Below are 15,064 nucleotides of genomic sequence, written 5' to 3' on the forward strand. Positions count from 1 at the left end.
GATTACGCCTCCACGCGACCCAGCAGGTAATGATGATGCTGGTGGACATAGCTGATGATGCGACACATTTCATCCAGCTCTGGCGGTATGCTGGCGAACTGACCTTCGCTATTAATGTTTAATACCCAGTTTTGACTATTGAGCCGTACCCGTACCTGGTCATCTACAACCATGAATCCCGGGTTGCTGCTGTTGTCGAAATCCTGTGGAAGACTGAAGACAGTGACCTTGTCTTTGTACGGTTTACCTTGCCACGGGCAGAACTGGGCGCAGTTGCCGCATTCGTTGCAATACGCGTCCAGGTGCAGTGTCTGGAAGCGGTTCTGGAAGCCGGGAACGGGGATCGAAACGTTGGCGCGGTTCGGGCAAACGTCAACGCACTTGCTGCAGACATAGTTACATTCAAGACAGCGCGCCGCTTCCTGTGCAACAAACGCGTCGCGATCGTCTTTGTCGACCATCGCCACGGATATCGCGCCTTTGCGTTGGTAGATCTCTGCGGGGCTGACGTTGCTCCAGTGCTTATCTCCGCGGTGGGAACGAATATTTTCCCGATAGAGGATGGTATCCGCAGCCCGACGTGCAGAACCGATAGCCGCAACGATGGAAGAGGGACCACGCTGGACGTCGCCAATCATAAAGACGTTGGTAAGACGTGTTTCACCGCTATTGTTGACCTCCGGCCAGCCATTTTTATCCAGCGGTACACCCATTGCATTTAACGCCTCAGTATCCTGCTGTTCGCCGATAGCAGTGATCAGACTATCAGCATGAAGGGTCAGGGTTTCGCTGGTTTCAACGGGGCGGCGCCGACCTTTCTCATCGGGTTCGCCAAGTGACATCACACGCAGCGTTAGCGTGCCGTCGGCATCAAAACGTTCCGGATTGTTCAGGAAGCGGAATTCAACGCCATCATGCAGCGCTTCTTCGTACTCTTCGCGCCATGCGGGCATTTCCTGCAATGAACGGCGATAAACAACGGTGGCTTTTTCCACGCCGGGTACGCGTAGCGCGGCACGTGCGCAATCCATCGCAGTGTTACCTGCGCCGACGATCACCACATGCTTGCCCAGCGTCAGGTCTGCTCCCTGGTTGTATTCGCGCAGGAAGGGGAGTGATTTCCATATGTGTGGATTATCACCCTCCAGCTTCACGCCGCTGTTTTTATCCGTACCGGTCGCGATCAGAACATACTGGTAGCCCTGATTTTTTAACTGTTCAACGGTCAGATCCGGCGCGCAGCCATACTCAAACTTCACGCCGTGAGCGGCGACAAAGTCGATATCGTGCTGAATTAACTCCGCCGGAATACGGAACTGAGGAATGATATTTTTCACCACGCCGCCCGCGTTTGCTTCACGTTCGAACAGGGTGACTGAATGTCCAGCCCGGGCGAGGAAGTAACCCGCAGCGAGTCCCGCAGGGCCCGCGCCAATCACCGCGACAGGATGACGTGAACCGGAACCGGCCGGTTTATGCCAGCGTTGTTTGTACTCTTCCCAGCCTTTCTCCAGCGCGACTTTTTTAAGTTCGCGGATATTCAGCGCGCTGTCATAGTCCAGTCGGGTGCAGTTGTACTGACACTGGTGATCGCAGATATGGCCTGTGATGGCAGGGAGGGCGTTGCGTTGATAGATGAGTTCCAGTGCGTCGGCATAGCGGTGCTCGCCGAGCAGGCGAATGTATTCCGGAATATCCTGTTTGATGGCGCAGGCAGTAATGCATGGCGCGACATAGCAGTCGGTAAGCGGTAAACCTTCAGCAACGTCGATACGTTCTTCCGGCTTCCAGTGTTTCTGCGTGTACTCCATGGTAATGGCGTCTTCCGCCAGCTTGTTCAGGCGTGCGACATCGACGCGTTTCATCTCCCACGCATCTGATGATTCCAGTTCCCGCATGCATGCGCTCAGGCGCAGGTAACCGCCGGGTTTCAGCAGGTCGGTTGCCATGGTGATAGGGCGAATACCGGTATCAAAGATATCGCGGATCGTCAGTTGACTTGCTCCGCCGGAATAGGAGATCGGTAATTTGCCGTCGAAGGCGCGGGAAAGTACGGCTGCCACATTGATGGAGAGTGGGAACAGCGCCCGGCCAGACATGTACATCTCTTCGCCGGGAAGTGCGCCTTTGTTATTGATAGTCCCCAGCGTGTTAGTCAGTTTTACGCCGAAACCGAGCGATTTTTCTTTTGCCAGCGCCATCAGCCGTTGCAGCATTTCCAGGGCCTGAGCCAGCTTAAGATCGTGCTCGAACGACTCCTCTTTCAGTCCAATGTACCCGAAGCCGCAGTTATCAAGAATTTCACGCACTCTCTCGTAACCCAGTAGAGTGGGGTTGAGCTTCACGAAAGTATTCAGCCCTTTCTCTTCTAACATGTAGCGGCAGATAGCTTCGATTTCGTGCGGTGGACAACCGTGCATAGTCGAAAGCGTGACCCCTTGCACCATGCTGGCAGGGATGCGGGCAGGTAATGCCTGCAGGTTTTCTCGTTGTTGGGTAAGGTCGTGACGCGCCAAAAATGCGTCATCATGCAGCCACTGGTGGAGCGTGTCGCGGTATTGCGCAAACTTAGGATGCGCCGATGCGTCCATCATATTGTCGATGAACTGTTGCATCGGTGGCTGTTTAATTCCGTCAAGGTTGTAGCCGACGCTCATATTAAAGATAAATGACTTACCCGCGTCGGAGTCGGAAGGCTGCAGTAACTGTTCCAGCAAGTGCAGGGCAAACCAGGCTTTGAGGTATTCATCCCAGGCTTTTAGCAGCGTGAACTCGGTGGACCATTCGGTGTTAAAGCACTCATCTTCAGCATCAATGCAGGGTTTTTCCAGCTCCAGACGATCCAGAATCTGGACTGTTTTGAGTTCAATAAAACGACCACCGGTTAGCCAGGAGGTGATGATGTTTTGGGCAAGCTGAGTGTGCGGGCCAGCGGCGGGGCCGACGGGGGTGGCGCAGGTTTCACCAAATACGCTGACCGACTTCCCTTTTTCTGGCGAGTAAAACTGTTGTTCGGGAATACCAAAGATAGAGCGTTGTTGTTGGTATTCATCAAATATGCGCGTCAAAAGCTCCTCAAACGGAATGGGACGCATAATATCCCCCATAACCCTCTCCTTAGCTTATACAGATATCATTGGTTGACCGGTAGAGATAAATCCGGCGGTTTGGGGATATAGAGCAACATTCGCACCAGTCTGCCGAGTCAACGGCATAAAAATAAAATTTTGTGAGGGGGTTCTAATCTTGGTCGTGCTTTGTGAAATATCTCACAGATACCAAATGAGAATTAAAATCAGTCTTAGTAGATATTGGCTATGTGTGCTTCATTGGTTTGCTTTATTTTCTCAAAATTATCGAATTCTTATCATTATGATAAGAGAGAATAATGCGGTGAAATTATTTGAACGCAATCGTTTAACTCAGCTAGTTGGTTTTTTTATTGCTTTTTCTGTGCATTAATAAAATCCTCGGGGGTATCGATATCTAAAGTAACGCCAGCCTCTGTCATTTCAATCGTATAATGTTCGCCCGCCAGTAATGCCTGCCGCATACTACTGACATTGGGTTGGGATATCGCCTGTATCAGACACGTTTTCGGTAATAAAACAGGGTGTCCTGGCATGCCTTTATAGTATGGAATGAGTGCGCCATTGTTACGTAACGACCAGAGTTTACTAAAGATATTCACATTCAGACTGGGCATATCGCCATGGGTGATAAAGCAGTATTCGCTGCTCACCGCGGTGGCTGCCGTTTGTATTGACGAAAATAATCCATGGGCATACTCTGGGTTATGAGTAATAGTGATATTCGACAGGTCAGCATAACGATGATGAAGTTCATCGGCGCGATGGCCGGTGACTAAAATAATTCGGCTGCAAAATTGCAGCGCATTTTTGATACTTGCATCAAGAATTGTTCCCTCTTGCCAGGGTAACATCATTTTCCATTTCCCCATTCTTGATGATAATCCGGCGGCAGTAATTATGCAGTCGATATCTGGCATAGTGATTCCTTTATTTGGTTGTTATGGCATGACCAGAGAATGTCGTCACCACAGAGGCTCATGAAGGATAGTGAAGAGTATAATAACCCCCACATCGTTATTCTTTGATTTGGGTGTACAGAAACATCCGTCGATTATTTCGGTTGTCGGTGCGGGGGGAAAAACCAGTACCCTTTTCTGGTTGGCTCAACTTTTTCACGCCTGTGGTCGACGGGTGTTGATCACTACCACTACGCATATGTTTCTGCCCCAGATACCCTGGCCGGTTATCTTCTGTCACGAACCCGCGAAATTACCTCATCAACAACTCATGCAACCCATACAGGTTTGTTTCCAGGCGTGGAAAGCGTCGTTGGGGAAAGCACGTGGCTTTCAGCCCGCGGTGATTGATGCGTTGGTTGAACGGCCAGAATGTGACGTGATTCTCGTCGAGGCTGATGGCGCTCGTGGATTCCCGCTGAAAGCGCCGGATGAGCACGAACCTTGCATACCTGAATGCAGTTGCAGTGTGATTGCCGTTATGGGCGGGCAAACCCTGGGGAAAAAAACAGGGGCAGACAATGTGCATCGATGGCCGCAGTTTGCGGGGATCACTGGCCTGAGGGCAGATGTTCCCCTACAGCTGAGGGATCTAATCCGGCTGGTTCAACATCCGCAGGGCGCATTTAAGAACGCACCGCCAGCCAGTCGACGGATCTGGTTCATCAACCGTTTTTCTCAATGTGAGAATAACGTTGATGAAAATGAACTGATTCAACCGCTATTACAGGGAGATGTTGATGCCGTCTGGTTGGGGGATGCCCAGGAACGCCCTGCAATCACACGCAGATTTGTGAGATAGCGACCCCGGGAAACCGGGTTACCGAAAGGATATCCATTGAGGTTTTTATGAATATTTTCACAGAGGCTGCAAGACTTGAATCGCTAAATTGTCCATTTGCGCTGGCGCAAATTGTTGATAGCCGGGGTTCAACACCCCGCCATTCCGCACAAATGCTGGTACGTCAGGATGGGTCTATCATCGGTACCATTGGCGGTGGGATGGTAGAACGAAAAGTTATTGATGAAGCGCTACAGGCGTTGCAAGAAAGAAAACCGCGTCTGTTTCATGGGCGGATGGCGCGTAACGGCGCTGATGCCGTGGGATCGGATTGCGGGGGCGCGATGTCAGTGTTTATTAGTGTGCACGGTCTGCGACCTCGTCTGGTACTAATTGGTGCCGGGCATGTGAATCGCGCAATCGCGCAGGGCGCAGCGCTGTTGGGGTTTGATATTGCCGTGGCGGATATCTATCGCGACAGTTTAAACCCGGATTCCTTTCCTCCTTCTGTCCACTTGTTGCATGCCGACTCCTTTGCCGCCGCAGTGGATGCACTGGATATCCGGGAAGATAATTTTGTACTCATCGCGACGAACAATCAGGATCGGGAAGCGCTGGATAAGCTGATCGAACGACCCATTGCATGGCTCGGCTTGTTGGCGAGCCGCCGCAAGGTCCAACTTTTCATGCGCCAGTTGCGGGAAAAAGGCGTCAGTGAAGAACACATTGCCCGCCTGCATGCTCCGGTGGGTTATAACATTGGCGCTGAAACGCCGCAGGAGATTGCTGTAAGCGTGCTGGCGGAGATCCTACAGGTTAAAAACAATGCGCCTGGTGGGTTGATGATGCGGGCGGCGCATCCGTCTGGACATCAACGTGTGGTGATTCGTGGTGCGGGGGATATCGCCAGTGGTGTGGCGTTGCGTTTGTTCCATGCCGGATTCAAAGTGATCATGCTGGAGGTGGAAAAACCGACGGTGATTCGCCGTAGCGTAGCATTTGCTCAGGCTGTATTCGATGGGGAGATGACGGTAGAAGGCGTAACGGCGCGGCTGGCAACCACCTCAGAGGACGCCGTCATGCTGTCGGATCGCGGTTTTATTCCCGTATTGATTGATCCTGCCTGTACGCTGATTGATACGCTGAAACCTGTTTGCGTGGTGGATGCTATTCTGGCAAAACAAAACCTCGGTACACGCTCTGATATGGCACCAGTGACGATTGCTCTTGGGCCTGGATTTACTGCGGGCGAAGACTGTGATGCGGTGATTGAAACAAATCGCGGGCACTGGCTTGGACAAGTCATTTACGCCGGTTGCGCGCAGGAAAACACTGGCGTTCCTGGAAATATTATGGGACATACTTCCCGGCGCGTGATTCGTGCACCAGCTACGGGCATCATGCGAACCAACGTTAAATTAGGCGACCTGGTGGAAGAGGGCGACGTGATTGCCTGGGTTGGCGAAAGTGAAATTAAAGCGCCGCTGTCGGGAATGGTGCGTGGATTATTAAATGACGGGCTGGCGGCCGTGGGCGGTTTTAAAATCGGCGATATTGACCCCCGTGGAGAGACGGCTGATTTTACCAGCGTATCCGATAAAGCAAGAGCAATTGGCGGCGGTGTACTGGAGGCCTTAATGATGCTGATGCATCAGGGCGTGAAATCGACTAAGGAAGTACTGGAAGTTGCCTGACGCCGAATCGCCGGCGGGTTCTGTGCTTATCTTATCGGACCTACAGCATATGTTCGCAATGTAGGCCCGATAAGACGTGTTAGAGTTGCTACCTGGCGAACGGGTTACTGGCAAATGACCGTGCCGGTTTTCCCTTCAATCCCTTCTTTCGCTTTGCTCAACACCGTAATCAAGGATTCGCGTCCTGGACGTGAACGGGCAAATGCGGCAGCTGCTTCGACTTTTGGCAGCATTGATCCTTTGGCAAAATGGCCTTCGTTGATAAAACGCTCTGCATCGTTTAGTGACAGGCGATCCAGCCACTGTTCATTTTCTTTACCAAAGTTAATCGCCACTTTTTCAACAGCAGTCAGGATGATGAGCATATCCGCATCGATAATCTCTGCCAGTCGGGCACTGGCCCAGTCCTTGTCAATGACAGCGCTGGCGCCACGTAGATGATAACCTTCACGGATCACCGGAATACCGCCGCCGCCAACCGTAATAACGACCTGACCCGCTTCAACCAACGCTTTGACCGTCTCTTTTTCGATAATGTCTACCGGTTTAGGGGATGCGACTACGCGGCGGTAACCACGACCCGCATCTTCTTTTAGCGTATAACCTTGCTTCTCCAGTTGCTCTGCTTCCTGCTGAGTGAAGAACGAACCGATCGGTTTGGTCGGGTTGAGGAAGGCGGGATCGTTGGCGTCGACTTCTACCTGAGTCACCAGCGTTGCAACCGGATTGTGCATACCGCGAGAGAGCAACTCTTCGCGTAGCGCGTTTTGCAGATCGTAGCCGATATAGCCCTGGCTCAACGCCACACAGACGGACATCGGCAGCATCGGGGAATGCGCTTCAGTTTTTGCTGCGGCTTCAAATGCTTGGTTGATCATCCCTACCTGAGGTCCATTGCCGTGGGTGACAATCACCTGATGGCCTTGCGCAATTAAATCCACAATGGCCTGAGAGGTAATTTTAACCGCCTGCATCTGTCCCGCCAGATCGTCTCCCAACGCATTGCCGCCCAGCGCGAGAACAATTTTCTTACTCATTTTTCCTCACTCATTTTATTCAGTTGTCTGTTTCATGAATCCCGGGCTGCCGTTACATCGCGGGAGGCGTAAACGATTTGCGTCGCAGGAATCGCCCACGACCCGCTTTACCGGTAAAGACACCGTCGCAGAAGAGGGTTTCGCCACGGGAGAGTGTTCTGACAATCGTTCCCTGACAGTGGAACCCCTCCCAGGGGGAGTAACCGGCGTTATCGTGCAGGTCGGTATGGCGAATCTCCTGGCGTTGCCGCGGATCGATAATGACCACATCGCCATCAGAACCTGGCGCCAGCCGCCCTTTTTGCGGCCACAGACCGAACAGTCTGGCGGGCATTGCGCTGGTTAAATCGACAAAGCGCTCTGGCGTAATGCGTCCGCTCATTACGCCGTGGGAGAAGAGGAGCTGCATACGGTTTTCCACACCGGGTAACCCATTGGGGCAACGGCTGAAATCTCCGCCGGAGATCTGCTGGCGCTGCGCCATCGAAAATGTACAGTGATCGGTTGCTACCACATCGACCGCGCCGTCGCTGATGCCGCACCAGAGTTTGTCCTGCTCGCGGACATTGCGTAACGGTGGGCTGAGTATGAATTTCAAGCCGTCTTCTGCGTCATAACGACGCTCATCGAGCAGGAGATACTGCGGACAAGTCTCTACCCACACAGGTTGATGGTTGGCTCTGGCCAGGCGTAAATAGTCCAGCCCTAATCCGTTGGATAAGTGGACGATATACAGCGGTGCGTTGCCGGCGAGCTGCGCAAGATTGATCATCCTGGCGATAGCTTCAGCTTCACACTCCAGCGGTCTACTCAGCGCGTGATAGCGTGGGGACGTTAACCCTGCTGCGATAAATTCAGCGCGTTTACTGGCGATAGCGGCGTCATTTTCCGGATGTACGGTGGTCAGTGCGCCGGACTCATGCAAACGGCGCAGTGCCTGCAGCGTTTCGTCATCGTTGAGTTTGTACTGATAGGTCAGATACAGTTTGAAACTGCTGATCCCCTCATCCAACATCATCGGGATCTCATCGAGGATGGCGTGATTGATATGCTGAATGACGCCGTGGAAGCTGTAATCGATCACCGCTTTGTGCGCGGCATAACCGTGATAAACCTCCAGTTGATGACGCAACCGGCATTCTGTCGGCCCAAATCCCATATGGTCGATAATGGTTGTTGTACCGCCACACGCCGCCGCGCGGGTACCGGTAAAAAAATCATCACAGCTACGGGCGAGTCCTACGTCAATATTGAAATGTGTATGTACATCCACGCCACCGGGGAAAACGTAACAGCCAGCCGCGTCAATAACTTCACAGGGGAGCTGTGGCGTAATTTCTGTGTCCAGTTGGCGTACGATGCCGTTCTCAATCAGTAAGTCTTGTTTTGCTTGTCCGTCAGCGTTAACGACAGTGCCATTTTTGATTAATACGCGCATAGCAGACTCCATGTTCCCCCCGGCGAGCCGGAGGGAGACGCCTGAAGAAAAATTACTGTGTTGCCAGCCAGCTCAGTGGAATAGCGGCGTACATTGCCGCGCAGGTGACCAGATGAGATTTCCAGGTTTTCTCGTTCGGCGCATGCGCTTCTGGTTCTTTGCCTGGTCCAAAGCCGATGACCGGGATTCCGTGACGTCCCATGATCGAGACACCGTTGGTAGAGAAGGTCCATTTATCAACGACCGGCGTTTTACCAAACAGCCCTTCATAGGCGCTGACAAGCGCTTTAACAGTGAAATGATCTTCTTCTACTTTCCAGGTCGGGAAGTAGCATTCGGTCGGGTAAACCAGCCCGGTCCAGGATGGACGGTCGTAGTTGTACATGGAGACCACGGCGTTTGCGCTCTTGACCGCAGGCAGGGCACGGATTTCATCCAGCGCACCTTCCCAGGTTTCACCCCAGGTCAGGCGGCGGTCGATAGAAACAGCGCAGCTGTCTGCAACGGCACAGCGACTGGGTGACGTGAAGAAGATTTCAGAAACGGTCAGCGTGCCTTTACCGAGGAATTCGTCATAGCCCAGATGTTGTGAGAGTTCCTGCAATTCGTTGAGGATCGGGCCCATTTTGAAGATGGCGTTATCTCCGCGTTCCGGCGCCGAACCGTGGCAACTGACACCCTGCACATCGATGCGAATTTCCATACGGCCGCGTTGTCCGCGATACACCTGGCAATCGGTAGGTTCGGTACTCACGACGAATTCCGGACGGATGCCTGACTGCTCGATGATGTACTGCCAGCACAGGCCATCGCAGTCTTCTTCTTGCACCGTACCGGTGACAAGCAGCGTGTATTCATCTTCCAGACCGAGATCTTTAATGATCTTGCCAGCGTAAACCATTGACGCCATACCGCCTTCCTGATCGGAAGTGCCGCGCCCGCCGATCAGTTCATCGGTTTCCATCCCTTTATAGGGATCAAATTCCCAGTTTTTGATATTACCGATACCTACGGTATCAATGTGGGCGTCCATGGCGACCAGGCGTGGGCCGTGACCGATATAGCCGAGGATGTTGCCCATCGGATCGATTTCTACTTTATCGAAGCCGACTTTTTCCATCTCTTCTTTAATACGATGTATGACGCGTTTTTCATCACAGCTTTCGCTGGGGATGGCGACCATATCGCGCAGGAAGCGCGTCATATCGGCCTGGTAGTCTTTTGCTTTTTCCAGAATCAATTTGAATGGAATGTGCTTAGCCATTATTTTTCTCCAGTATTTAACCCCGTATCTCCTACGGAGTCTGTTCCAATAGGGTGATTACGGTGCGACCGGATGTTTGCCTTCCCAGACGACTTCACGATAGTGCTTCACATCGGTATCGCCTTCAGTACTGATAACCAGCACGACGGAGTCTTTATTCAACGCCAATTTTTCCATCAAGGTCTGACGCAACGGGTGGTGGTGAACCGCCGCCAGAACGCCTAAGCCAACAGCGCCTGACTCGCCAGAGATGACTCGCGGATCGTTGCCCAATGGATTGCCCAACACGCGCATCCCCAGCGCGGCAACGCTGTCCTGGCAGGAGATAAATTGTGTTGAGCAGTTACGCAAAATTTCCCAGCCGAGCGGGTTCGGTTCACCACAGGCCAGACCGGCCATGATGGTGGCCATATCGCCGCCGACATTAACGATGTCGCCTTTTACGCCTGAACGATAAATGCAGTCGGCTTTATCCGGCTCGACGATGATGCTGCGTAGCTGTTGCGGAGTGTAGACATCCACCAGGTAGCCCAGTACGCCGCCCGCCATTGCGCCAACGCCAGCTTGCAGCAGAACGTGGGTAGGCGTGACGCCCATTTCACGCATCTGCTCCACTGCTTCATCAGCCAGAGTGGCGTAGCCCTGCATAATCCAGGTGGGGGTTTTGGTGTAGCCTTCCCAGGCGGTATCCTGTACCACTTCCCAGCCATTTTGTTGGGCATGCTGCAGGGTCAGGCGAACGGTATCGTCATAGTTCATGTCGGTGACAATACACTCTGCCCCGAGGTTGAGAATGGCATCAACCCGTTCCTGGGCTGAGCCCTTAGGCATGTAAATAACCGCATTTTGCCCGAGCTGCTGGGCTGCCCATGCGATGCCACGACCATGGTTACCGTCAGTGGTTGTGGCGAACGTCATTTTTTCGCCAATGGTTTTTTTGAGCTGCTCGAAGGACAGCGTCTCTATATCAAGATGATATTTTTCGCAGAGCAGTCGGGCGATGGCGTAGGCACCACCGAGCATCTTGAATGCGTTAAGTCCAAAACGTTGTGATTCATCTTTGACGAGGATTTTTTTCACGCCAAAGAGGTTGGCAAGGCAGTCCAGCGCGCGGAGCGGCGTCGGATGATATCCTGCGATTTTCTGGTGGAACTGGCGTGCCACTCTGGCTTGTTTCTGCGAAAAGAGCGGTGACGTTTCGCCAGTATAAAAATGGTTATCGGCAATATCGATCTTCAATGAGAACACGGACATATCCTATCCTTTTGGCCTCCAGGAATGGAGAGCCGACCGGCAGGTCGGCTCGGGATTTTATTTCATGCGTACTTGTGCTTCTTTCAGCAATTGCTCAAGCAATGCGCCTGGTTTTGGATATTTACGGGACAGGATCATCGCGGCGATGATGTACGGTTTCCAACTGGCTTCTTTGTAGGTGGCAATGCGGTATTTTTCGAACACTTCCTCGGTGACCTCCCCCTCTTTACAGGAGACTCCGCTGATATCTGCTGGCAGGCAGTGCATGTAAAGTGCCTCACCATCGCGGGTGAGCTTCATCATCTCTTCAGTGCAGTGCCAGTCTTTATGCTTCGCGTTCTGTTCCAGACACTGTTTTTCCAGATCTTTCAGGGCTGCGTGATCGTCAGCGCGCAGAAGTTCCGTGCGTTTTTCCATCACTTTGTACGGGGCCCATGACTTCGGATAAACGATGTCGGCGTCCTTGAATGCCTCTTCCATACTGGTGACCTGACGGAAACTGCCGCCTGAGGCATTGGCGTTGTTTTTCGCGACTTCGATAACATCTGGGATCAGGTCATAGCCTTCAGGGTGCGCCAGCGTGACGTCCATGCCGAAGCGGGTCATCAGACCGATAATGCCCTGCGGTACGGAAAGGGGTTTACCGTAGCTGGGTGAGTAAGCCCAGGTCATGGCAATTTTTTTGCCTTTCAGGTTTTCCAGCGAGCCAAAGTGTTCGCGCAGCCAGGCAAGGTCGGCCATCGCCTGGGTCGGGTGGTCGATGTCACACTGTAAGTTGACCAGCGCTGGACGCTGCGGCAGGACGCCCTGTTTGTAACCGTCATCAAGTGCGGCGCCGACTTCGCGCATATAGGCGTTGCCTGCGCCAAGATACATGTCGTCGCGAATGCCGATAGCATCGGCACAGAAAGAGATCATGTTGGCCGTTTCACGCACGGTTTCACCGTGAGCGATTTGTGATTTTCCTTCGTCGAGATCCTGCTGAGCCAGACCGAGCAGGTTGAGGGCGGAGGCATAAGAGAAGCGAGTACGGGTGGAGTTATCGCGGAAAACAGAGATACCTAATCCACTATTGAAGACTTTCGTCGCGATATTCTCGGCACGCAGTATTTTCAGCGCCGCAGCAACATCCAGTACTTGTTTTAGTTCGTCCGGCGTCTGCTCCCACGTTAACAAAAAGTCCTTCTCATGAAGGTGTGAGGTCAGCGAATTGATATCCTTTATCAGCTCATTAACAGTTTTCATCGTAAGGTCCCGGTAGTGGAATGACAGGCAAAAAACGGTTTATTTTGTTTCACTGTGACTAAGCCTCCTGATTGGGGTTATCACAGCCATACCTGGGACTAACAATAAGTGTGCCAGAATTATATAAATCACGGCGGAAGGGTATTTTGTCAGGCTGTATGTGCTCTTGATCACAAATTATGCTGGCGCATCATAAAGGAATGAATAAACGAAAACGTTTGGCTTTTAAATATTGCGTTCGTCACTGTGGGTCGTCGTAAAAATTAATGTTGGTACGTACGTTACGACTCGTCAGTTTGATAAACTAATGCTGGTAATTCTCATATTGATATGGAAATGTGATTTCTCTTCCATAATTTCATTAGAAAATGATAAACAGCCCGTGTTTCTATCAAAGTAAATTCTGTCTGAGTTAATATCATTATATTTTACGAACCATAAATGTCCTAAATGATCAGTCATTTAAGCGATTCGGAAGGTAAAACATGGTGCTTGCAACTACGCAGTCCGTTTTGATGCATATTCAACCGACAATTCAGCGTTTCGCCAGAATGCTTGCCAGCGTTTTGCAACTTGAGGTTGAGATCGTTGATGAGAACCTGTGCCGCGTCGCAGGTACTGGCGCTTATGGAAAATTTCTCGGCCGTCAATTGAGCGGCAATTCCAGACTGCTGAGCTATGTTCTGGAAACAAAAAAAGAAAAAGTCGTCACACATTCCCGATTTGATCCGCTGTGCGAAGGGTGCGACAGCAAAGAAAATTGCCGTGAGAAGGCCTTCCTGGGAACCCCGGTTATTTTACAGGAGCGATGTGTGGGAGTGATAAGCCTGATTGCCGTAACGCATGAGCAGCAAGAACATATCAATGACAACCTACGGGAATTTTCAGATTACGTTCGCCATATATCCACGATCTTCGTTTCGAAACTTCTGGAGGATCAGGGAGGGAGTGACAGTATCAGTAAAATATTCTCTACGATGATTGAGAATATGGATCAGGGCGTGTTGGTTATTGATGAAGATAACCGTGTGCAGTTTGCTAATCAAACGGCGCTGAAAATACTCGGCGTTGTACAGAATAATATGGTTGGCAAATCAGTCAGGTTCAGGCCGTTAACGTTTGAAAGTAATTTCACCCATGGACATATGCAACATATTGTCTCATGGGATGATAAAAGCGAGCTGATCATCGGTCAGTTACATAGCGTTCAGGGGCGGCAATTATTCCTGATGGCATTCCACCAGTCGCATACCAGTTCGTCCGTGGCGATTGCTCCGGACGAACCGCATATTGAGCAACTGGTTGGCGAATGTCGGGTTATGCGCCAGCTTAAGCGTTTGATTGGCCGCATCGCCCCCAGTCCTTCCAGCATTATGATTGTGGGGGAAAGCGGCACAGGAAAAGAGGTTGTTGCCCGGGCTATCCACAAACTGAGTGAGCGACGAAATAAACCCTTTATCGCCATTAACTGTGCTGCTATTCCGGAGCAGTTACTGGAAAGTGAACTGTTTGGTTATGTGAAAGGCGCGTTTACCGGTGCGTCTGCTAACGGAAAAACGGGCTTGATTCAGGCGGCTAATACCGGAACGCTGTTTCTTGATGAGATTGGCGATATGCCGTTAATGTTGCAGGCAAAATTGCTAAGGGCCATTGAGGCGAGGGAGGTTTTGCCCATCGGTGCCAGTAGCCCGGTGCAGGTTGATATCCGCATTATCTCGGCTACTAACCAGAACCTTGGGCAGTTCATTGCCGAGGGAAAATTCCGCGAAGACCTTTTCTACCGCCTGAACGTCATTCCGCTCACATTACCGCCTCTGCGCGAACGCCAGGAAGACATCGAACTGCTGGTGCATTACTTCCTGCATCTGCATACTCGCCGTTTGGGGCTGGTTTATCCGGGTATCGCACCGGATGTTGTGGCTCTGCTCAGGCACCATCGTTGGCCGGGCAACCTGCGCGAGTTGAGTAATTTAATGGAGTATCTGGTTAACGTTGTTCCCTCTGGCGAAGTGATAGACAGTACGCTTTTACCGCCGAATCTTACCAGCAATGGCAAAACGCCGGACTCAGAGGGGGTTGCCACCAGCGCCACGCATCTGCTGTCTGATGATGTCGGAGGTACTGCACTGGAGGAGATGGAAAAACAGATGATCCGTGAAGCGCTGTCCCGACACTCGAATAAGAAACAGGTGGCAGATGAGCTCGGCATCGGTATCGCCACGCTGTATCGCAAGATCAAAAAGTATGAGCTGTTGAACGTATAAATCTTTTACTATCCGGCCTGCACTCAGGCCGGATAGTAG

The 15,064-nt window shown here is 51.8% G+C and carries 10 protein-coding genes; 3 read left to right on the forward strand and 7 right to left on the reverse strand.

What is annotated here, in order from left to right; translation table 11 throughout:
• Positions 1 to 2: 2 nt before the first annotated feature.
• Positions 3 to 3,107 carry a putative selenate reductase subunit YgfK gene (ygfK, locus tag JM656_RS03855; RefSeq protein WP_203360078.1) on the reverse strand — a complete coding sequence of 1,035 codons (3,105 nt, stop codon included), beginning with the start codon at positions 3,105 to 3,107 and terminating at the stop codon, positions 3 to 5.
• A 332-nt stretch (positions 3,108 to 3,439) separates the two neighbouring features.
• Positions 3,440 to 4,009: a molybdenum cofactor cytidylyltransferase gene (mocA, locus tag JM656_RS03860; RefSeq protein WP_203360079.1), complete on the reverse strand. Its 570-nt coding sequence runs from the start codon at positions 4,007 to 4,009 to the stop codon at positions 3,440 to 3,442.
• A 70-nt stretch (positions 4,010 to 4,079) separates the two neighbouring features.
• On the opposite strand from mocA, the gene yqeC reads away from it, so the two are divergent.
• Entirely contained in the window at positions 4,080 to 4,850 is a 771-nt protein-coding gene (yqeC, locus tag JM656_RS03865; RefSeq protein ID WP_203360080.1) for a selenium cofactor biosynthesis protein YqeC, read from the forward strand.
• A 47-nt stretch (positions 4,851 to 4,897) separates the two neighbouring features.
• On the forward strand, positions 4,898 to 6,523 hold the full coding sequence (gene yqeB / locus JM656_RS03870) for a selenium-dependent molybdenum cofactor biosynthesis protein YqeB (RefSeq protein WP_203360081.1): 1,626 nt from the start codon (positions 4,898 to 4,900) through the stop codon (positions 6,521 to 6,523).
• 104 nt (positions 6,524 to 6,627) lie between these two features.
• Here the strand turns inward: yqeB and arcC are convergent, their stop codons facing one another.
• The 5 genes from arcC to ygeW are packed head-to-tail and all read right to left on the reverse strand — an operon-like array spanning position 6,628 to position 12,761.
• Complete coding sequence (gene arcC, locus JM656_RS03875) at positions 6,628 to 7,560, reverse strand: carbamate kinase (RefSeq protein ID WP_203360082.1); 933 nt, start codon at positions 7,558 to 7,560, stop codon at positions 6,628 to 6,630.
• Positions 7,561 to 7,612: 52 nt separating this feature from the next.
• Positions 7,613 to 8,998 (reverse strand): dihydropyrimidinase, encoded by a 1,386-nt coding sequence (gene hydA / locus JM656_RS03880; protein WP_203360083.1) that lies wholly within the window; start codon positions 8,996 to 8,998, stop codon positions 7,613 to 7,615.
• A gap of 52 nt (positions 8,999 to 9,050) precedes the next feature.
• A complete protein-coding gene (locus JM656_RS03885; protein WP_203360084.1) occupies positions 9,051 to 10,262 on the reverse strand; it encodes a YgeY family selenium metabolism-linked hydrolase in 1,212 nt (403 codons plus the stop codon).
• Positions 10,263 to 10,319: 57 nt separating this feature from the next.
• A complete protein-coding gene (gene dpaL / locus JM656_RS03890; RefSeq protein ID WP_203360085.1) occupies positions 10,320 to 11,516 on the reverse strand; it encodes a diaminopropionate ammonia-lyase in 1,197 nt (398 codons plus the stop codon).
• Between the two features lie 57 nt (positions 11,517 to 11,573).
• Complete coding sequence (ygeW, locus tag JM656_RS03895) at positions 11,574 to 12,761, reverse strand: knotted carbamoyltransferase YgeW (protein ID WP_192613383.1); 1,188 nt, start codon at positions 12,759 to 12,761, stop codon at positions 11,574 to 11,576.
• 485 nt (positions 12,762 to 13,246) lie between these two features.
• Here ygeW and JM656_RS03900 point away from each other — a divergent pair, with 485 nt between their 5' ends.
• Complete coding sequence (locus JM656_RS03900) at positions 13,247 to 15,025, forward strand: sigma-54-dependent Fis family transcriptional regulator (protein WP_203360086.1); 1,779 nt, start codon at positions 13,247 to 13,249, stop codon at positions 15,023 to 15,025.
• Positions 15,026 to 15,064 lie beyond the last annotated feature (39 nt).

The sequence above is a fragment of the Citrobacter sp. R56 genome (assembly GCF_016811995.1).
Lineage (GTDB): Bacteria > Pseudomonadota > Gammaproteobacteria > Enterobacterales > Enterobacteriaceae > Citrobacter_D > Citrobacter_D enshiensis.